This window comes from Streptomyces sp. NPDC059582 (genome assembly GCF_042735715.1).
Taxonomy (GTDB): domain Bacteria; phylum Actinomycetota; class Actinomycetes; order Streptomycetales; family Streptomycetaceae; genus Streptomyces.
Genome location: NZ_JBHWCC010000095.1, coordinates 1 through 19,691, shown reverse-complemented (window position 1 = coordinate 19,691; position 19,691 = coordinate 1). Strand labels below are relative to the sequence as shown.

Sequence of the window (19,691 nt, the reverse complement as noted above, 5' to 3'; positions counted from 1 at the left end):
GGCGGCGGCAACACCCAAGGCGGCACGCAAGGTGGCGGCGGTGGCAACACCCAGGCACGCACGCAAGGTGGCGGCGGCGGCAACACCCAAGGCGGCACGCAAGGTGGCGGCGGCGGCAACACCCAAGGCGGCACGCAAGGTGGCGGCGGCGGCAACACCCAAGGCGGCACGCAAGGTGGCGGCGGCGGCAACACCCAAGGCGGCACGCAAGGTGGCGGCGGCGGCAACACCCAAGGCGGCACGCAAGGTGGCGGCGGCGGCAACACCCAAGGCGGAACCCAGGGTGGCGGCGGCGGCGGCAACACCCAAGGCGGAACCCAGGGTGGCGGCGGCGGTGGCAACACCCAAGGCGGAACCCAGGGCTGAGCCTCGTGGGATCTCCTGAGGAAGCATCGGGCACCTCGCAGGGCCAAAGGTTGCGAGGTGCCCAATGCTGACAGGACAGCTCAGTTCATCCACGGCTTCCGGGGTGATGAGGGTGACCAAGGCGACCTTGCGGGGTATCGGCCTTGCGGCTGCCGCCTCAGCCTGCTTCTCGATCGGCGCATGGGGCGCACCGATGAGTGGGGGAAGCGTCCCACCGCATGCGCAGTCGGCGCTTCGGTGCTATGCGACACCGAAGGACCCGGAGGCGGCCGTTTGCTACCGAGTCTCGAAGAAGGCCGAGTTTCGGCACGGCCAGATCGTCTACATCCCGATTCTTATTCAGGTGCCCACACCTTCGGATCCCCCCTCCGTGACCATCGTCAGCAGCCTGGATGACATTCGCCCGAATGCAGGACCTGGCCCTTGAGATCACTCTGTTGAATTGTCATCGATCATTCCATGCCCCAAGGCCAAGCGCGTGAGATCGGCCCTGCGGCGTGAGCCGATCTTTCTGCGGAGTCGCTCCAGATGTGTATGCACCGTGTTTTCGGTGATGCTCAGCTGCGCAGCGATCTCTCGATCTGTCGCACCGCTGGCCACAAGCTGCAAAATCTGCCTCTCACGGCTGGTGATATGAGGAGGGGGGGCCGGTATGCTCCGGCCGGCGAGACTGGCACCGAAATAGTCTCTCCCCGCCGCGACGGCGCGGATGGCCGTCAGCAATTCCGAATCGTCGGATTGCCGACTCAGATATCCACGAGCGCCGGCCTTGATACACAGGACGGCGTCGGACTGCGCTCCCGAAGTCGACAGCACGATGACCGCGTGCCCGTGTCGGTGCAACTGCGCGACCTGCTGGGACGCGACCTGATCACAGGCTTGCAGGTTGATGAGCAGAATGATTTCAGCGCCGTTCGCTTTGGAAAGCAAGTCATCGACGCTCTCGGCGAAATCTGCGATTCTCAAGTCCGGTTGGGCATTTATCGCCTGCGAGAGGCCGAGCTGAAGCAACGGCCAGTCGCAAACGATGGCCATAGGTATCACGGACGTGCCCATCGGAAGCTCCAGCGTAGGTGAGGCAGGCCATCGGCCACAGGACGCTTCGGGATACGCGGTCGGCGCCTCGCGCCGCCCGATCCCACAGTCGGCCCTCGCCCCGGGAGCGGCACCTCGGATGACCCATTCGGGGAGGGTGTGACGCCGAACGCCGCCATCACAGCCCCCAGCGTGCCCTGTTGCGACGCCGACGAGAGCAAGGCAAACACTCTGTACGGGTGACATCGCCGTGTCGCTGTAGTGAGCAAGTGATGTGTCACGAGAGTTTGGTCCGCAGAACATCCTATTTCGGCCTGACGCGTGAAAGGAATGCCGTGAAGCGGTTCGGTATCTACGCAACTCTGCCTTTTGTCGCTGCTGTGGCACTGGCAGGCACTACAGCGGGCCAGGCTTCCGCGGACCCTCGGGACGATCGTGATTACCCCGTTGGCGCCACCATTATTTTCAACAACGGGGACGGCAACACCACCAACACTCAGATCGGGAACACCCAGGGTGGTGGCATCGGCAACACCCAGGGCGGCACCCAGGTCGGCACCGGCAACACCCAGGGGGCAACCCAGGGCGCAGGAAACGGCAACACCCAGGGCGGCACCCAGGGCGCAGGAAACGGCAACACCCAGGGCGGCACCCAGGGCGCTGGCACCGCCAACACCCAGGGCGGCACCCAGGGCGGCCAGAACGCGGCGGCACGGCTCGCCGCCGTGCCGGCCCTATCCGCCTCCGCCGTGGGGTTCGCCGCGGTGGACGCCGCGATGGCGGGCGTCCCTCGGTGGGGATCGTGGACCGCCGGCTCCTACCTGCCCATCAGGTACGCGAGCAGTTTCTCGAAGATGTGACTTCGCGCGTTCACCGAGGCCGACCGCCGGGCTCGTACGCCGGCTGTTGATCAGCAGAACGACAGTGCCCCTGTTCGGTTGGAACGAGGACGGTCGAAGTCCTTCATCCAGCCGAGCAGGGGCACTTTCCACCCGGGGGAACCGAGCGCCATGGCCGTTGCTCAGGGCCCGATTCAGCTGGTCGCGGCCGTCTTCTTCACCGTCAGCGGCAGCAGCTTCTTGCCCGTGGGGCCGATCTGGATGCTCGTGTCCATCGCCGGGCACACCCCGCAGTCGAAGCACGGCGTCCAGCGGCAGTCCTCGACCTCCGTCTCGTCGAGGGCGTCCTGCCAGTCCTCCCAGAGCCAGTCCTTGTCCAGGCCCGAGTCGAGGTGGTCCCAGGGCAGGACCTCCTCGTACGTCTTCTCCCGCGTCGTGTACCAGTCGACGTCGAGGCCGAAGGCGGGCAGCGTCTTCTCCGCGCAGCGCATCCAGCGGTCGTAGGAGAAGTGCTCGCGCCAGCCGTCGAAGCGGCCGCCGTCCTCGTAGACGGCCCGGATGACCGCGCCGATCCGGCGGTCGCCGCGCGAGAGCAGGCCCTCGACGATGCCGGGCTTGCCGTCGTGGTAGCGGAAGCCGATCGAGCGCCCGTACTTCTTGTCGCCGCGGATCTTGTCGCGGAGCTTCTGCAGACGGGCGTCCGTCTCCTCGGCGGAGAGCTGTGGGGCCCACTGGAAGGGGGTGTGGGGCTTGGGGACGAAGCCGCCGATCGAGACCGTGCAGCGGATGTCGTTCTGGCCGGAGACCTTGCGGCCCTCGGCGATCACCTTCATCGCCATGTCGGCGATCTGGAGGACGTCCTCGTCGGTCTCCGTCGGCAGGCCGCACATGAAGTACAGCTTCACCTGGCGCCAGCCGTTGCCGTACGCGGTGGAGACCGTACGGATCAGGTCGTCCTCGGAGACCATCTTGTTGATGACCTTGCGCATGCGCTCGCTGCCGCCCTCCGGCGCGAACGTCAGGCCGGAGCGACGGCCGTTGCGGGTCAGCTCGTTGGCCAGGTCGACGTTGAAGGCGTCCACGCGGGTCGACGGGAGGGACAGACCGATCTTGTCCTCCTCGTAGCGGTCCGCCAGGCCCTTCGCGACCTCGGCGATCTCCGAGTGGTCAGCGGAGGAGAGGGAGAGCAGGCCCACCTCCTCGAAGCCGGTCGCCTTCAGGCCCTTCTCGACCATCTCGCCGATGCCCGTGATGGAGCGCTCGCGCACCGGTCGGGTGATCATGCCCGCCTGGCAGAAGCGGCAGCCACGCGTGCAGCCGCGGAAGATCTCCACCGACATGCGCTCGTGCACGGTCTCCGCGAGCGGGACCAGCGGCTGCTTGGGGTAGGGCCACTCGTCCAGGTCCATCACCGTGTGCTTGGAGACGCGCCACGGCACGCCCGACTTGTTGGGCACCACGCGGGCGATCCGGCCGTCGGGGAGGTACTCGACGTCGTAGAACGCCGGGATGTACACCGAGCCTGTCTTGGCCAGGCGGAAGAGGACCTCCTCGCGGCCGCCGGGGCGGCCCTCCGCCTTCCAGCCACGGATGATCTTCGTCATGTCGAGCACGGCCTGCTCGCCGTCGCCGATGACCACCGCGTCGATGAAGTCGGCGATCGGCTCCGGGTTGAAGGCGGCATGGCCGCCGGCCAGCACGATCGGGTCGTCGATCCCCCGGTCCTTGGCCTCCAGCGGGATGCCGGCCAGGTCCAGGGCCGTGAGCATGTTCGTGTAGCCCAGCTCCGTGGAGAAGGACAGACCGAACACGTCGAAAGCCCGCACCGGGCGGTGGCTGTCCACCGTGAACTGCGGGACGCCGTGCTCCCTCATCAGCGCCTCGAGGTCCGGCCACACGCTGTACGTGCGCTCCGCGAGGACGCCCTCCTGCTCGTTGAGGACCTCGTAGAGGATCATGACGCCCTGGTTGGGCAGGCCGACCTCATAGGCGTCCGGGTACATCAGCGCCCAGTGGACGTCGCAGGACTCCCACGGCTTCACCGTGGAGTTGAGCTCTCCGCCGACGTACTGGATCGGCTTCTGCACATGCGGGAGCAGAGCTTCGAGCTGCGGGAACACAGACTCAGCAGCCGCGGCGGTTTCGGTAGGCATCTCGCGAACCTTCGTGAGCTGACAGGGGTGACCATCTAGACTAACGCGCCCGGAGGAGTCCCCCGCACGCTCAGACCGGCGCCCCGGCCCCGATCTCCCGCCAGACCTCGGGCAGCTCGGCCTCCACGGCGGCCGCCCGCTGCTCCGCGCGTCCGTACAGCACGCCGTACGTGAACGAACTCTCCCCCGCCGCGTGCGCCACGGCCGACAGCTCGCGCAGGGTCTGGCGGACCATGACGCTGTCCTGGTGGTCGCCGAGCAGGCTCTGAAGCGACTTCATGGACTTGACCAGGGCGGACGCCGGGTCGCCGAGGGCCGGCGCGGCCGTCTCCGCCGAGTACCGGGTCCGCTTGGCCTTCTTGCGGGCCTCGTGCAGCGCGAGGTCGCGGTCGTGTCCGGGCGGCAGCTCCAGCGCCTGTTCGACCAGGGCGGAGACCTTGCCGAAGTCCTTCCGTACGGCCTGGGCGAGCACCTTGTCCGGCCGGCCGGCGGCCGCCTTCAGCCGGGGCGGGTCCGCGGTCAGCGCGTCCAGGGTGTCGAGGAGCGCCAGGTACCGCTTGGAGTCCAGGACGCCGATCAGGCGGCGGCGCGCCCCACCGCGCCGGGCGCGCGCCCAGGTGCGCAGCCGGGTGCGGACCGGGCCGGAGACCAGCGCGCGGGGCAGGTCGTCGAGGGCGGCCATCAGGTGTTCGGTGAGCACCTCCCGGTCGCGGTCCACACCCAGCTCACCGGCGAGCCACTTCAGCTCGACGCCGACCGGGTCGGTGACGGTGCGGTCGAGGACCTTGCCGTAGGAGCGGAAGGCGCTGCGCAGCCGGCGGGTGGCGACGCGCATGCTGTGCACGGAGTCGGGCGCGTCCTGGCGCACGGCCGGATCGAGCTCGACGATCGCGTCCCGCTGCGTCCTGACGTACGCCAGGACGTGGTCACCGGCCGTCACGGGCTCGCCGGACGGCTCCTCGCGCCCGCCGGTACCGCTCTTGCCGCCCTTCCCACCCTTACTGGACTTCCCGCTCTTGACGGTCTTCCCGTCCTTGCCGGACGGAGCCGTCTCCGCCAGTGCCCGGGCCAGCTTCGACGCCGACTTCGACGGTCGTACACCCGCTTTGCGCAGGCGTTTCTCCACCGTGTCGAGGAAGGCCGGGTCGCCGCCGTCGGCGAGTTCCACCTCGATCTCGGTCCACTGGACACTGCCGTCGCCCCCGAGGATCCGGTCGGCCCGCACGGCGTCCACGCCCGCCTCGGCGAGCAGGCGGCCGTCCGCGTCGACGAGGTTGCGCAGGTCGCGCTCGGAGCGCAGCCGGAGCACGGGCAGCAGCTCGGCGTCGCGGACGCGGGAGCGGACGAGGGAGGCGAGCTCGCGCGGCACGGTGTCGGCGAGCGGGGCGTGGATCTCGTCCCGGACGCCGGGGGCCACGGGGAGCTTCAGGTGCCAGCCGGCGTCGGAGCCGCCGGTGCGGCGACGCAGGGTGATCGAGGCCGCGGCGAGGCGCAGGTCGGCCGTGTCGTAATAGGTCGCGTCCAGGTGCGCGACACCCTTGTCCAGGACGGCCGCGACCCCGGCGACACCGGTCAGGTCGGGCAGGCCACTGTCGTCGGACTCGTACTTTCGCTCGATCTCACGCTTCGTGTCCGCCATGAATCGAATCTAGTGCCAGTCGGGTCGGGACGGCAGAGGGCGCCGAAGGTGAATCACCGGAAAACGCCACCTGATCAGGAGGTAACGAGTTCTCGGATCTCGGAGCCGCCCGGGAAGTAGCCCTCCTGGTCCGTCGAGGAACCGACGTAGATCTCCGCGTGGTGGAACTGGTGGTACGAGATCGGCTCCCGGCCCTGGGCGACCACGACCACGCCGCTCTCCCGCCGCCAGACGACCTGTCGCGCGTCGTACTTCGCCTGGCTGAGGTCGTACTCCGGCGGACCCAGGCGCTCACGCAGCAGCCGCACCACCGCTTCGGTGTGCGTGTCGAACTCGTCGCGCCAGGCGCCCACCTCGCTGGTCCAGCCGGGCAGGGCGCCCCAGTAGTCGTCCTCCAGCAGCTCGTTGCCTATCAGGTACTGGTAGGCGAACGGCATCGAGACATACCCGTCGAGGTAGGTGAAGTGCCCGTGCGGGGAGATGAGGTCGCACTCCGGGATGTCCGGCGTGGGTTCGTCGTACGCCGGGTCGTCGAGGGCGTCGTCCAGGGACCGCCAGCCCGCCTCGCGCAGCAGCGCCGCGGTCCTTCGGTGGTCGGCGGGGTCCGTGTCGGCGAGCCGGATCAGGCCGTCGGCCAGTTCCGGAGTGACCGGGCACCGGGCGACCCGCGCCGGGTCCACCTCCGCCTCGACCGCTGCCTCCACGTTTGGCATGTCCTGCTCCCCTCTCAGGCCGACAGTGGCCGCTGCACCCGGATCGACTGCAACAGTCCCACGGCCACCCAGACCGCGAACATCGACGATCCACCGTAGGAGACGAACGGCAGCGGCAGACCGGTGACCGGCATGATCCCGAGGGTCATACCGATGTTCTCGAACGCCTGGAAGGCGAACCAGGCGACGATTCCGGCGGCGACGACCGTGCCGTACAGCTCGGTCGTCTCGCGGGCGATACGACTGGCGCGCCACAGGACGACTCCGAGCAGGACGATGATCAGTCCGGCGCCGACGAAGCCCAGCTCCTCGCCCGCGACGGTGAAGACGAAGTCCGTCTGCTGCTCGGGCACGAACTGACCGGTGGTCTGTGAGCCGTGGAAGAGGCCGGAGCCGGTCAGGCCGCCGGAACCGATCGCGATACGGGCCTGGTTGGTGTTGTAGCCGACGCCCGCGGGGTCGAGCTCGGGGTTGGCGAAGGCCGCGAAGCGGTTGATCTGGTAGTCGTCCAGGATGTGCAGCTGCCAGACGGCGAGCGCGCCGAGGGTGCCCGCGCCGATCAGGCCGAACACCCAGCGGTTGGAGGCGCCGGAGGCGAGCAGCACGCCCAGCACGATGATCACCATGACCATGACCGAGCCGAGGTCGGGCATGAGCAGCACGACCATCATCGGGACGGCGGCCAGGCCCAGGGCCTGCAGGACGGTGCTGTGGTCGGGGTACTGCCGGTCGCCCGCGTCGACCCGGGCCGCCAGCAGCATCGCCATGCCCAGAATGATCGTGATCTTCACGAACTCCGAGGGCTGGAGAGAGAAGCCGCCGCCGAGCACGATCCACGAGTGCGCGCCGTTGACGGTCGAGCCGAGCGGGGTGAGCACCATCAGGATCAGGAAGACCGAGGCGCCGTACAGCATCGGCACGAACGTGCGCAGGGTGCGGTGGCCGAGCCAGACAGTGCCGAGCATCAGGGCGAACCCGATGCCGGTGTTCATCAGGTGCCGGATCAGGAAGTAGTACGGATCGCCCTGGTTGATCTCGGTGCGGTTGCGGGTCGCGGAGAAGACCAGCAGCGAACCGATCAGCGACAGGGCCAGGCCCGCCAGCAGGATCGGCCAGTCGAGCCGGCGGGCCAGCGCGTCACGGGCGAAGACCCTTGTCCAGCCGGCCCGTTCGGGCCCGTAGCCGGAGACTGAGAAGCTGTTCGCTCCGGTCATGTGAGCATCCTCCGGCTTCCCCGACTGCGAGTCCGCCTGCGTGTGTCGCGGTTGCCGGTGCTGGGCGACGCCGTGGTCCCGGCGGGCTGCGAGCCGTCCGGGGCGGTCGACTCCTTCGGTGTGGCGTGCAGGTCCTTGGCCGGGTCGCGGGGGACCTTGGGGTTGTCGATCGTGCCGTCCGTGCGGACCTTCGGCAGGGTCTGCTGCGGGGAGTAGAGCAGCGCCTTCTTCTTGTCGATCGAGCCGTCCGCCTGGACGCCGTACATGGCGCTGTAGATGTTCCGCACGGCCTCACCGGAGGCGCCCGAGCCGGTACCGGCCTGGGAGATGGTCATGATGATCGTGTAGTCCTTGGTGTACGTCGCCAGCCAGGACGTGGTCTGCTTGCCGTAGACCTCGGCCGTACCGGTCTTGGCGTGCAGCGCGATCCGGTCCTGCGGCCAGCCGCCGAACTTCCAGGCGGCGGTACCGCGGGTGACGACGCCCGCGAAGGCCTCGTTCATGCCCTTGAGAGTCGCCTGGCCGACCGGCAGCCTGCCGTGCGCCTTCGGCTTGATCTCCTGGACCGTCCTGCCGTCGGCGCTGACGATCGCCTTGCCGAGGGTCGGCGTGTACATCGTGCCGCCGTTGGACACGGCCGAGTAGATGACGGCCTCCTGGATCGGCGTGACGAGGGTGTCGCCCTGCCCGATCGAGTAGTTGATCTCGTCACCCTCGCGCATCTTGTTGCCCTCGAGGCAGTTCTCGTACTCGATCTTCTCGACGTACGACCCGTCCTTCTTTCCGGACTTGCACCAGGCGTCCTTGTTGGCCTTCCAGTAGCTCTCCTTCCACTGGCGGTCCGGGACGCGGCCGGTGACCTCGTTGGGCAGGTCGACACCTGTCTCCTTGCCGAGGCCGAACTGGTGGGCCGTCTTGAAGAACCAGTCCTTGGGCTGGCCCTTCTTCGGGTTGATGCCGCCGTCCTTCTTCCACTCCCGGTCCGCCAGGCCGTAGAAGACGGTGTCGCAGGAGACCTCGAGAGCGCGGCCGAGCGAGATCGGGCCGAAGCTCTCCCCCTCGAAGTTCTTGAAGACCTGCCCGCCGACCGAGTAGGAGCTGGTGCACGGGTAGCCGCCGTCCCACTCGTACCCGGCCTGGACCGCGGCGGCCGTGGAGACCACCTTGAACGTCGAACCGGGCGCGGACTGACCCTGTATGGCCCTGTTGAGCAGCGGGTAGTCGGAGTTCTTGCCGGTGAGCTGCTTGTAGTCCTTGGCGGAGATGCCGCCGACCCAGACGTTCGGGTCGTACGTCGGGGCGGACGCCATGGCGACGAGCCGGCCCGTCTTGGCCTCCATCACCACGACCGCGCCGGAGTCGGCCTTGTAGTTCTCGCCGGTGATCTTGTCGAACTGCTGGCGGGCCTTCTTCATCGCGTCGTTCAGCTCGTACTCGGCGACGCGCTGGACGCGGGAGTCGATGCTGGTGACGAGGTTCGATCCGGACTCGGCGGGGTCGGCCTCGGCCTGGCCGATGACGCGGCCGAGGTTGTCGACCTCGTAACGGGTGACGCCGGCCTTGCCGCGCAGCTCCTTGTCGTACTGGCGCTCCAGGCCGCTGCGGCCGACCTGGTCGGAGCGCAGGTAGGGCGACTCGGTGTCCTGGGCCTTGGTGATCTCGTCGTCGGTGACGGGCGAGAGGTAGCCGAGGACCTGGGCGGAGTTCGACTTGCCGGGGGCCGGGTAGCGGCGCACGGCCTCCGGCTCGGCGGTGATGCCGGGGAAGTCCTCGGCGCGCTCCCGGATCTGGAGGGCCTGCTTCGGGGTGGCCTCGTCGGTGATGGGGATCGGCTGGTAGGGCGAACCGTTCCAGCACGGCTGGGGCGTCTTGGCGTCGCACAGCCGGACCTTCTGCATGACCTCCGTGGGGGCCATGGCGAGGACGTCGGCGAGCTTGGTGAGGACCGCCTTGCCGTCGTCCTTCTGCTTCAGCAGGTCGGTGCGGGAGGCGGAGACCACGAGCCGGGTCTCGTTGTCGGCGAGCGGTACTCCGCGCGCGTCCAGGATCGAGCCGCGCACCGCGGGCTGCACGACCTGCTGGACGTGGTTGCCCGAAGCCTCCTTGGCGTACGCCGCGCCCTCCCGGATCTGGAGGTACCACAGCCGGCCGCCGAGGGTGCCGAGCAGGGAGAGGACGAGGATCTGGATCACGACGAGGCGGATCTGGACGCGTGGGGTCCGTCCGGTCTCGGGAATGTTGGTCACTGCGGCTGCCTCCCCCTCTCAGTGTGTGGATGTGTCATACACGACGGACCTGTGCGGCCCCACGGTCAACTCCCGCGTGGTCACAGCCGCTTGACCCCCTTGATCCGGCCCGCTCGCGCGGTGCGGGCGCGGGCCGCCTTCACCCGCAGTCCGTTGCGCTGGCCGCCGATGCGCAGCCCGGTGCCGGCGGAGAGCCAGCCGGAGGAGATGTCGGTGCCCTGCGCGGGCGAGTTGGCCTCGACCAGCGGATCTCCGTCGGCGCGCCGGGCCAGCCACATGATGCCGGGCACCACGAACGGGGCGAGCAGCAGGTCGTACAGGGCGGCGGTGAACAGCAGGCTGCCGAGGCCGACATGGCGGGCGGCGGTGTCGCCGACCAGGGCGCCGACACCCGCGTACAGCAGCGTGGCGCCGATCGCGGCGGCGACCACCACGACCATCGGGCCGGTGGCCGACTTCAGTCTGCCGTTCTCCGGTTTGACGAGCCCGGCGAGATAGCCGATGACGCACAGCACCAGGGCGTAGCGCCCGGCGGCGTGGTCGGCGGGCGGGGCGAGGTCGGCGAGCAGACCGGCGCCGAAGCCGACGAGGGCGCCGCCGACATGGCCGTAGACGATGGCCAGGCCCAGGACGGTGAGCAGCAGCAGGTCCGGGACGGCGCCCGGGAGATGGAGGCGGGAGAGGACGCTCACCTGGATCACCAGGGCGACGACGATCAGCGCCGTGGAGAGCAGGATCCGGTTGACGCGCATGGGGATTCAGCTCCTACTGCTGCTGGTCTTCGCCGTCGAGGGGCGCGTTCGCGGACGGAGTGATGGTGATGGTGACCGTCGGCGTGGGGACGGGCTTGGGCTTCGTAGGGAGCACCGTGTCGCGCGGATCCTTGGTCGGGGCCTGGACGACGACGCCGACGATGTCGAGCTTGGTGAAGCTGACGTACGGCGTGACGAAGAGGGTGCGGGTGAGGTCGCCGCCGGAGGGGTCGACGCGGGAGACCACGCCGACCGGAACACCGGGGACGAAGGGCCGGTCGGCCTGCGAGCCGAAGGTGACCAGCCGGTCGCCCTTCTTCACCTCGGCCTTGCCGTTGAGCAGTTCCACGCGCAGCGGACGGTCGCCCTGCCCGGAGGCAAAGCCGAGCTCGTCGGTGGACTCCATGCGGGTGCCGACCGTGAAGTCGGGGTCGTTGGCGAGCAGCACCGTCGCGGTGTTCGGGCCGACGGTGGTGATCCGGCCGACCAGACCGTCGCCGTTCAGGACCGTCATGTCGCGCTTGATGCCGTCGTTGGCGCCGACGTCGATGGTGACGGTCCAGGAGAAACCCTGGGCCGCTCCTATCGCGATGACCTCGGCGCCCTTGATGCCGTACTGGCCGGTGCCCGCGGTCTTCAGCATCTTGTCGAGCTGCTTGAGGCGGCTGGCGTTGCGGTCGTCGCTGCCGAGCTTCGCCTTGAGAGCCGCGTTCTCCTTCTCCAGGAGAGCGAGCCGGTCGTGGCGCTCCCCCGAGTCGCGCACCGCGGAGACCGCGTCGCCGACCGGGTCGACCGCCGACGACACCCCGTTCTCGATGGGACCGAAGGCCGCGGCCGCGGCCTGCCGGGCACCGTCGACCGGGGAGTCCTCCCCGCCACGGATGTCCACCGTGATCAGTGCGAACGCGATGGCGATCAGCAGCACCAGGAGCAGCCGGCTCTCTCGTGTGTCCCTCACGTGCGGCGGCCGTGCCTTCCTCATAGGAATTCCGACAGAACGGGAAAAACCTCTAGGAACCCCAAGGAATCCAAGAGGCTCGTTCGTGGGAGCTTATGCATCTATATCAACGATCCGCCGTACGAGAGGAGATCATCTCGTACGGCGGAATCGAAGAGTTACGTCATCTGCGCGGCGCCGCGTCCAGAACCTGCTGCAGCGCCTCGAACTCCTCGACGCACTTACCGGATCCGAGCGCCACACTGTCCAACGGGTCCTCGGCGATATGGATCGGCATGCCGGTCTCGCGACGCAGCCGCTCGTCCAGACCGCGCAGCAGGGCTCCGCCGCCGGTGAGAACGATTCCGCGGTCCATGATGTCGCCGGAGAGCTCCGGCGGACACTTGTCGAGGGTGGTCTTGACCGCGTCGACGATCGCGTTGACCGGCTCCTCGATCGCTTTGCGGACCTCGCCCGCGGAGATGACGACGGTCTTCGGCAGCCCGGAGACGAGGTCCCGGCCGCGGATTTCGGTGTGTTCGTCAGCGTCGAGGTCGTACGCCGAACCGATCGTGATCTTGATCTGTTCGGCCGTGCGCTCACCCAGGAGGAGGGAGTACTCCTTCTTGATGTGCTGGATGATCGCATTGTCCAGCTCGTCACCCGCGACCCGGATGGACTGGGCGGTGACGATGCCGCCGAGCGAGATGACCGCGACCTCCGTGGTGCCGCCGCCGATGTCCACCACCATGTTGCCCGTGGCCTCGTGGACCGGCAGGCCGGATCCGATGGCCGCCGCCATGGGCTCCTCGATGATGTGCACCTGACGGGCGCCGGCCTGGGTCGACGCCTCGATGACGGCGCGGCGCTCGACGCCCGTGATGCCCGACGGCACACAGACGACGACCCGCGGACGAGCCAGATACCGCCGCTTGTGGATCTTCAGGATGAAGTAGCGGAGCATCCGCTCGGTGATCTCGAAGTCGGCGATCACGCCGTCCTTCAGCGGACGGACGGCAACGATGTTGCCGGGCGTGCGCCCGATCATCTTCTTCGCTTCGGCACCGACCGCCAGGATGCCACCGGTGTTGGTGTTGATCGCGACGACGGACGGCTCGTTGAGTACGATCCCGCGACCCCTGACGTACACCAGCGTGTTGGCGGTCCCGAGGTCGACAGCCATGTCACGGCCGATGAACGACATTGAGTTCCCCATCAGGATTCGACTGGCCTTCCCACTGGCTTTTGAGGGCTTTTCAGGTCGGCGAGGTGGGTGCTGTGACGTGAAGGCTTCCATCGTAGACGCGCCTGCACGAACACTGCGCGAGGGTCTTCGCCATTGTCAGCAGATGCCGGGCCGCCTCGCTTGTGGAGACGGCCCATCGGGGGCACACGTTCCCCCGATCGGCACGCATATGCCGAAGGACGGCCGAAAATGCACGGCCGTCCCAGGTCAGGCGGGCAAGGAGACGTGACGGCCCCTCAGAAAAATCTGCGAAAAATTTGCTCAGGAACGACCCGGGAAGAAGATCTTCACCTCGCGCTCGGCGGACTCCTCGGAGTCCGAGGCGTGGATCAGGTTCTCGCGGACGATCACACCGAAGTCACCGCGGATGGATCCGGGCGCCGCGGCGATCGGGTCGGTCGGACCGGCCAGCGCCCGGACGCCCTCGATGACCCGCTCGCCCTCGACGATGAGCGCCACGACCGGGCCGGAGGCCATGAACTGCACCAGCGGCTCGTAGAAGGGCTTGCCCTGGTGCTCTCCGTAGTGCAGCTCCAGGGTTTCCTGGTCCAGGGTGCGCAGCTCCAGCGCGGTGATCTGCCAGCCGGCCTTGCGCTCGATACGGCTGATGATCTCGCCGGTCAGGCCACGACGGACCGCGTCGGGCTTGAGGAGGACGAGGGTGCGCTGCGTCACGGGAGGGCTCCTTCTTACTGACATGTGTGCGGTGGGATGAGGTTACAGGGCGTGTTCAGGCGCCCGTCACGCAGCGTCAGGCCGGGGGGAGGCCGCCTGCGCCGCGAATCTCGCCTTCGCCTCATCGATCTTCCGCCCGTAGTGCACGGAGGCCCACCACAGCGCCGCGAACAGCACCCCCAGGAAGAACATCGTCGGGACGACGAAGCCGGAGGCGATCAGCGCGATCTGGAGCACCCAGCCCAGGGCGACCCCGCCCGGCCGGGTCACCACACCGCACAGCGCCACGCACAGGAACATCGCGATGCCGCTGACCGTCCACACCGTCGACATGGACAGGTCGGGATCCTTCATCGCGACCAGACCGGCGAAGCCGATGACGAAGACCTCGCCGATCAGGGTCGAGGAACAGAGCGTACGCACGGTGGAAATCAGTCCCTTCCCAGCAGCAGCAGTCGGGCCTCGCCCACGGTGATGACGGAGCCGGTGACCAGCACGCCGCCGCCGGCGAACTCGCCCTCCTCCTCGGCCAGCGTGATCGCGGCCTCCAGCGCGTCCGGCAGCCGCGGCTCCACCTGCACCCGCTCGTCCCCGAACACCTCGACGGCGATCGCGGCGAGCTCGTCGGCGCCCATCGCGCGGTGGCTGGTGTTCTGCGTGACTACGATCTCGGCGAAGATCGGCTCGAAGGCCTCCAGGAACCCCCGCACGTCCTTGTCGGCGCTGGCCCCGACCACGCCGATCAGCCGGCTGAAGTCGAACGCCTCTCCGATCGCCTCGGCCGTGACCCGCGCGCCCGCCGGGTTGTGCGCGGCGTCCAGGACGACCGTGGGCGACTGCCGTACGGCCTCCAGCCGTCCCGGCGAGGAGACGGCCGCGAAGGCCTTGCGGACCGTGTCCGGATCCAGCGACTCCGCCCGCTCGGCACCCACGCCGAAGAACGCCTCGACGGCGGCGAGCGCGACGGCCGCGTTGTGCGCCTGGTGGGCGCCGTGCAGCGGGAGATAGATCTCGTTGTACTCGCCGCCCAGCCCGCGCAGCGTGAGCAACTGCCCGCCGACCGCCACCTGCCGGGCCACCACCCCGAACTCCAGACCCTCCCGGGCCACGGTGGCGTCCACCTCGACGGCCTTCTTCAGCAGCACCTGCGCGGCTTCCACCGGCTGCTGGGCCAGGATGACCGTCGCTCCCCGCTTGACGATGCCCGCCTTCTCGACCGCGATCTCGCCGGGCGTCCCGCCGAGCCGGTCGGTGTGGTCCAGGTCGATCGGGGTGACGACGGCGACGCCCGCGTCGATGACGTTGGTGGCGTCCCAGCTGCCCCCCATGCCCACCTCCACGACGGCGACGTCCACCGGCGCGTCCGCGAAGGCGGCGTACGCCATCCCCGTCAGCACCTCGAAGAAGGACAGCCGGTACTCCTGCCCCGCGTCGACCATCTCGACGTACGGCTTGATGTCCTGGTACGTCTCCACGAACCGCTCGGCGGAGATCGGCGCGCCGTCCAGGCTGATCCGCTCGGTGACCGACTGCACGTGCGGCGAGGTGTACCGCCCGGTGCGCAGCTCGAAAGCGCCGAGGAGGGCCTCGATCATGCGGGCGGTGGAGGTCTTGCCGTTCGTCCCCGTGATGTGGATGGACGGATACGACCGCTGCGGTTCGCCCAGCACATCCATCAGCGCGGCGATCCGGGCGACCGACGGCTCCAGCTTGGTCTCGCCCCAGCGCGTCGCCAGCTCCGTCTCGACCTCGCGCAGGGCCTTGTCGACCTCGGGGTCCGCCGGCCGCGTCGGCACATCGGCCTGCGCCGGGCCGCCCTGCGTCCGCAGGGTCCGGCTGCCGGCCTCGATCACCGCGAGATCGGGGTCGCGGTCCGTCTCGGCCGCGACGATCTCTTCGAAGGGGTCGAGCGGGTCGGGCTGCTCGCTGCTGTCTGGGGGGAGCTCACTCACGGGGCCAGTCTACGGACGCCCACCGACACGCGCGGCTGCGGGCGCCGACGCGCACGGGCGAAGGCCCCCGGAACCGTGGGGTCCGGGGGCCTTCACCGACGTACTGGACGTACGGGATGTGCTGCGCGGGCTGCACGCGTCGGGCGTGCCGCAGGCGCTGCACGCGTCGGACGTGCTCACGCCTGGGGCAGTCGCTCCAGCTGGGCCTGGATGCGCGCGATGTCCTCGTCCGCCTTGGCGAGGCGGGTGCGGATCTTGTCGACCACGTTGTCCGGGGCCTTGGCGAGGAAGGCCTCGTTGCCGAGCTTGGCGTTCGCCTGGGCCTTCTCCTTCTCGGCCGCGGCGAGGTCCTTCGCGAGCCGCTTGCGCTCGGCGGCCACGTCGATCGTGCCGGACAGGTCGAGGGCGACCTCCGCCCCCGCGACCGGCAGGGTCGCCGTGGCGGTGAACGCGTCGCCCTCCGGCTGGAGCCGCAGCAGCTGGCGGATCGCCGCCTCGTGCGCGGCGAACGGCGTGCCGTCGAGGGCCAGCCGGGCCGGGACCCGCTGGCCGGGCTGGAGGCCCTGGTCGGCACGGAAGCGCCGGACCTCGGTGATCACCGACTGAAGGCCCTCGATCTCCCGCTCGGCGTCGGCGTCCCGGAAGCCGCCCGGTGCGTCGGCACCAGGAACGGACACGGCCTTCGGCCACTCGGCGACGACGACCGACTCACCGCCCGTGAGGGTGGTCCAGAGGGTCTCGGTGACGAACGGGACCACCGGGTGCAGCAGCTTCAGCGTGACGTCGAGGACCTCACCGAGGACCCGCTTGCTGACCTCGGCCGCCGCGCCGCCCGCCTGGAACGTCGTCTTGGACAGCTCGACGTACCAGTCGAAGACCTCGTCCCAGGCGAAGTGGAAGAGGGCGTCCGACAGCTTGGCGAACTGGTAGTCCTCGTACAGCGCGTCGACCTCGGCGACGACCGAGTTCAGGCGGGAGAGGATCCAGCGGTCGGTCGCCGACATGGCGGACGCTTCCGGCAGCGGGCCCTCGACCGTCGCACCGTTCATGAGCGCGAAGCGCGTGGCGTTCCAGATCTTGTTGGCGAAGTTGCGCGAGCCCTGGACCCAGTCCTCGCCGATCGGGACGTCGACACCGGGGTTGGCACCACGGGCCAGCGTGAAGCGCAGCGCGTCCGACCCGTACTTGTCCATCCAGTCCAGCGGGTTGACCGCGTTTCCGAAGGACTTCGACATCTTCTTGCCGAACTGGTCGCGGACCATGCCGTGCAGGGCGATGGTGTGGAACGGCGGGGTGCCGTCCATCGCGTACAGGCCGAACATCATCATCCGGGCGACCCAGAAGAAGAGGATGTCGTAGCCGGTGACCAGGACGGAGTTCGGGTAGAACTTCGCGAGGCTCTCGGTCTGTTCGGGCCAGCCCAGCGTGGAGAACGGCCACAGGCCGGAGGAGAACCAGGTGTCGAGGACGTCGGTGTCCTGGTGCCAGCCCTCACCGGTGGGCGCCTCGTCGTCGGGGCCGACGCAGACGATCTCGCCGTTCGGGCCGTACCAGACCGGGATCCGGTGGCCCCACCACAGCTGGCGCGAGATGCACCAGTCGTGCAGGTTGTCGACCCAGTCGAAGTACCGCTTCTCCATCTCCTGCGGGTGGATCTTGACCTTGCCCTCGCGGACCGCGTCACCGGCGGCCTTGGCGAGCGGGCCGACCTTGACCCACCACTGCATGGACAGGCGCGGCTCGATGGTGGTCTTGCAGCGCGAGCAGTGGCCGACGGAGTGGACGTACGGCCGCTTCTCGGCGACGATCCGGCCCTCGGCGCGCAGCGCGGCGACGATCGCCGACCGGGCCTCGAAGCGGTCCAGGCCCTGGAACGGGCCGTGCACGGTGATGACCGCGTGCTCGTCCATGACCGTGATGGCCGGCAGGTCGTGCCGCTGGCCGATCTCGAAGTCGTTCGGGTCGTGGGCCGGGGTGACCTTGACGGCACCCGTGCCGAACTCGGGGTCGACGTGCTCGTCCGCGACGACCGGGATGGAACGGTCGGTCAGCGGCAGCTTGATGAGCTTGCCGACGAGGTGCCTGTAGCGCTCGTCCTCGGGGTGAACGGCGACGGCGGTGTCACCGAGCATGGTCTCGGCACGGGTGGTGGCGACGACGATGGTCTCGTCGCCCTCCCCGTACTTCATCGAGACGAGCTCGCCGTCGTCGTCCTGGTACTCGACCTCGATGTCCGAGATGGCGGTCAGACAGCGCGGACACCAGTTGATGATGCGTTCGGCGCGGTAGATCAGCTCGTCGTCGTAGAGCCGCTTGAAGATGGTCTGGACGGCCTGCGACAGGCCCTCGTCCATGGTGAAGCGCTCGCGCGACCAGGCGACACCGTCACCGAGGCGCCGCATCTGGCCGGAGATCTGGCCGCCGGACTCGCCCTTCCACTGCCAGACGCGCTCGACGAACGCCTCCCGGCCGAGGTCGTGCCGGGACTTGCCCTCCTTGCCGAGCTCGCGCTCGACGACGTTCTGCGTGGCGATGCCGGCGTGGTCCATGCCGGGCTGCCACAGCGTCTCGTAGCCCTGCATGCGCTTACGGCGGGTGAGGGCGTCGATGAGGGTGTGCTCGAAGGCGTGTCCGAGGTGCAGACTGCCCGTGACGTTCGGCGGCGGGATGACGACGGTGAACGGAGGCTTGTCGCTCTTCGCGTCCGCCTCGAAGTAACCCCGCTCCACCCAGCGCTCGTACAGCGGCCCCTCTACATCGGCCGGCGCGTACTGGGTCGGCAGTTCGGTGTCGGGCGCGGGTGGCTGCTGCTGAGCGTTGTCGGTCACGGGGTCAGTTTAGAGGTGTCACACCGTGGTCCCGAAACGCCTTTGTTCTGTAACGGTGAGACCCCCGATGCCGTGGGCCGCCCGAGCCTGAGCCAGGATGTCGGGAACACATAAACTCTGGAGGGGAACGCAGTAATGAGTCACAACCAGCCGGGCCCGTACGGCGGGCAGCCTCAGCAGCCCGGACCGTACGGTCAGCCGGGCCCCTACGGCCAGCAGCCGCAGGCTCCCCAGCCCGGCTATGGCTACCCCCAGCAGGCTCCGCCCGCCCAGCCCGGCTACGGCTATCCGCAGCAGGCCCCGCAGGGCGTGCCGCAGCAGCCGAACCCGTACGGGCAGCAGCCTCCCTACGGCCAGCAGCCCTACGGCGTCCCGCAGCCGCCCGCGCCGGGCGGCGGCAAGAAGACGACGGCCATCGTCCTCGGCGCGGTGGCCGTCGTGGCCGCGATCGCGGTGGCCGCGTACTTCGTGATCGGCGGGGGCGGCGGCGGCTCGGACATAGCCGACGACGGAGCGCACAAGCTGACCACTCCGGCGACGGTGCTGACCGAGTACAAGAAGTCCGACGACGCCGACAGCGGCGGCTTCGACGAGAACGACGTCAAGGACGCCGAGAAGCACGGCGTCAAGAACGCCAAGGACGTGCACGCCGGTTACCAGTCCGGGGACGAGAGCAACTACCTCGCCATGAAGATGATCAACTTCATGGGTGTGTACGGCGACATCGACGACCCCGAGGCGGTCGTCGACGGCATGTTCACCGAGATGAAGAAGAGCGCCAACAAGGACAAAGACGGCGAGGTCGTCGGCAGCCCCAAGGCCTACACGCCGAGCGGACTCGACGGCGCGGTCCTCAAGTGCCAGGAGACCAAGGTGAAGGGCGACGAGTCGTCCGGCGCCTCGGCCGGACCGAGCTCGATCAGCATGCCGGTGTGCATCTGGGCCGACCACAGCACGCTGGGCGTCGTCATCCACATCGACATGGCGGACGCGATGTCCGGCAAGGCCGCCGACCTGACGGGCGCCGCCGACCTGACGGCCAAGTTCCGCAAGGAAGTACGCGTCAAGGCCTGACCCGCGGCATGACGAGGAAGGG

At 68.9% G+C, this 19,691-nt stretch carries 16 protein-coding genes; 3 read left to right on the top strand and 13 right to left on the bottom strand.

Translation table 11 applies throughout. The features are described from left to right. Window positions 1–366 (top strand): hypothetical protein (locus tag ACFV0T_RS41085; RefSeq protein WP_385790503.1); only part of this gene is annotated, 366 nt, incomplete at its 5' end. A 429-nt stretch (window positions 367–795) separates the two neighbouring features. Here the strand turns inward: ACFV0T_RS41085 and ACFV0T_RS41080 are convergent. Beyond that, window positions 796–1,422, bottom strand: a complete 627-nt coding sequence (locus tag ACFV0T_RS41080; RefSeq protein WP_385790501.1) for a LuxR C-terminal-related transcriptional regulator — start codon at window positions 1,420–1,422, stop codon at window positions 796–798. Between the two features lie 359 nt (window positions 1,423–1,781). On the opposite strand from ACFV0T_RS41080, the gene ACFV0T_RS41075 reads away from it, so the two are divergent. After that, window positions 1,782–2,261 (top strand): hypothetical protein, encoded by a 480-nt coding sequence (locus tag ACFV0T_RS41075; protein ID WP_385790499.1) that lies wholly within the window; start codon window positions 1,782–1,784, stop codon window positions 2,259–2,261. A gap of 173 nt (window positions 2,262–2,434) precedes the next feature. On the opposite strand, the gene ACFV0T_RS41070 is transcribed toward ACFV0T_RS41075, so the two are convergent. The 12 genes from ACFV0T_RS41070 to ACFV0T_RS41015 form a co-directional block, all read right to left on the bottom strand. Next, window positions 2,435–4,393: a TIGR03960 family B12-binding radical SAM protein gene (locus tag ACFV0T_RS41070; RefSeq protein ID WP_385790497.1), complete on the bottom strand. Its 1,959-nt coding sequence runs from the start codon at window positions 4,391–4,393 to the stop codon at window positions 2,435–2,437. 70 nt (window positions 4,394–4,463) lie between these two features. After that, window positions 4,464–6,032 (bottom strand): CHAD domain-containing protein, encoded by a 1,569-nt coding sequence (locus ACFV0T_RS41065; protein WP_385790495.1) that lies wholly within the window; start codon window positions 6,030–6,032, stop codon window positions 4,464–4,466. A gap of 74 nt (window positions 6,033–6,106) precedes the next feature. Further along, window positions 6,107–6,745 (bottom strand): hypothetical protein, encoded by a 639-nt coding sequence (locus ACFV0T_RS41060; RefSeq protein ID WP_385790493.1) that lies wholly within the window; start codon window positions 6,743–6,745, stop codon window positions 6,107–6,109. A gap of 14 nt (window positions 6,746–6,759) precedes the next feature. Further along, the gene (rodA, locus tag ACFV0T_RS41055) at window positions 6,760–7,959 is read right to left on the bottom strand and encodes a rod shape-determining protein RodA (protein ID WP_385790491.1); all 1,200 of its coding nucleotides are present in this window, start codon (window positions 7,957–7,959) and stop codon (window positions 6,760–6,762) included. Further along, entirely contained in the window at window positions 7,956–10,205 is a 2,250-nt protein-coding gene (gene mrdA, locus ACFV0T_RS41050; protein WP_385790489.1) for a penicillin-binding protein 2, read from the bottom strand. The genes rodA and mrdA overlap by 4 nt, the downstream gene beginning before the upstream one ends. A gap of 80 nt (window positions 10,206–10,285) precedes the next feature. Continuing rightward, the gene (mreD, locus tag ACFV0T_RS41045; protein ID WP_385790487.1) at window positions 10,286–10,957 is read right to left on the bottom strand and encodes a rod shape-determining protein MreD; all 672 of its coding nucleotides are present in this window, start codon (window positions 10,955–10,957) and stop codon (window positions 10,286–10,288) included. 13 nt (window positions 10,958–10,970) lie between these two features. After that, entirely contained in the window at window positions 10,971–11,915 is a 945-nt protein-coding gene (mreC, locus tag ACFV0T_RS41040; RefSeq protein WP_385790485.1) for a rod shape-determining protein MreC, read from the bottom strand. A gap of 163 nt (window positions 11,916–12,078) precedes the next feature. Continuing rightward, window positions 12,079–13,098, bottom strand: a complete 1,020-nt coding sequence (locus ACFV0T_RS41035) for a rod shape-determining protein (protein WP_385790484.1) — start codon at window positions 13,096–13,098, stop codon at window positions 12,079–12,081. A 303-nt stretch (window positions 13,099–13,401) separates the two neighbouring features. Then, on the bottom strand, window positions 13,402–13,815 hold the full coding sequence (ndk, locus tag ACFV0T_RS41030; protein ID WP_385790482.1) for a nucleoside-diphosphate kinase: 414 nt from the start codon (window positions 13,813–13,815) through the stop codon (window positions 13,402–13,404). 66 nt (window positions 13,816–13,881) lie between these two features. Further along, the gene (locus tag ACFV0T_RS41025; RefSeq protein ID WP_385790480.1) at window positions 13,882–14,238 is read right to left on the bottom strand and encodes a DUF4233 domain-containing protein; all 357 of its coding nucleotides are present in this window, start codon (window positions 14,236–14,238) and stop codon (window positions 13,882–13,884) included. A gap of 8 nt (window positions 14,239–14,246) precedes the next feature. Next, window positions 14,247–15,767 (bottom strand): bifunctional folylpolyglutamate synthase/dihydrofolate synthase, encoded by a 1,521-nt coding sequence (locus ACFV0T_RS41020; protein ID WP_385790479.1) that lies wholly within the window; start codon window positions 15,765–15,767, stop codon window positions 14,247–14,249. Window positions 15,768–15,943: 176 nt separating this feature from the next. Further along, window positions 15,944–18,595 carry a valine--tRNA ligase gene (locus tag ACFV0T_RS41015; RefSeq protein ID WP_385790477.1) on the bottom strand — a complete coding sequence of 884 codons (2,652 nt, stop codon included), beginning with the start codon at window positions 18,593–18,595 and terminating at the stop codon, window positions 15,944–15,946. 135 nt (window positions 18,596–18,730) lie between these two features. Between ACFV0T_RS41015 and ACFV0T_RS41010 the strand changes: the two genes are divergently transcribed. Further along, window positions 18,731–19,669, top strand: coding sequence for a hypothetical protein (locus tag ACFV0T_RS41010; RefSeq protein ID WP_385790475.1), 939 nt, complete (start codon window positions 18,731–18,733; stop codon window positions 19,667–19,669). The last annotated feature ends 22 nt before the right edge of the window (window positions 19,670–19,691 follow it).

Bases quoted from the DNA above. Each gene is read 5' to 3' on its own strand.
- ACFV0T_RS41080 (WP_385790501.1), bottom strand. From the start codon at position 1,422: ATGGGCACGTCCGTGATACCTATGGCCATCGTTTGCGACTGGCCGTTG.
- ACFV0T_RS41070 (WP_385790497.1), bottom strand. From the start codon at position 4,393: ATGCCTACCGAAACCGCCGCGGCTGCTGAGTCTGTGTTCCCGCAGCTC.
- ACFV0T_RS41065 (WP_385790495.1), bottom strand. From the start codon at position 6,032: ATGGCGGACACGAAGCGTGAGATCGAGCGAAAGTACGAGTCCGACGAC.
- ACFV0T_RS41060 (WP_385790493.1), bottom strand. From the start codon at position 6,745: ATGCCAAACGTGGAGGCAGCGGTCGAGGCGGAGGTGGACCCGGCGCGG.
- rodA (WP_385790491.1), bottom strand. From the start codon at position 7,959: ATGACCGGAGCGAACAGCTTCTCAGTCTCCGGCTACGGGCCCGAACGG.
- mreD (WP_385790487.1), bottom strand. From the start codon at position 10,957: ATGCGCGTCAACCGGATCCTGCTCTCCACGGCGCTGATCGTCGTCGCC.
- ACFV0T_RS41035 (WP_385790484.1), bottom strand. From the start codon at position 13,098: ATGTCGTTCATCGGCCGTGACATGGCTGTCGACCTCGGGACCGCCAAC.
- ACFV0T_RS41010 (WP_385790475.1), top strand. From the start codon at position 18,731: ATGAGTCACAACCAGCCGGGCCCGTACGGCGGGCAGCCTCAGCAGCCC.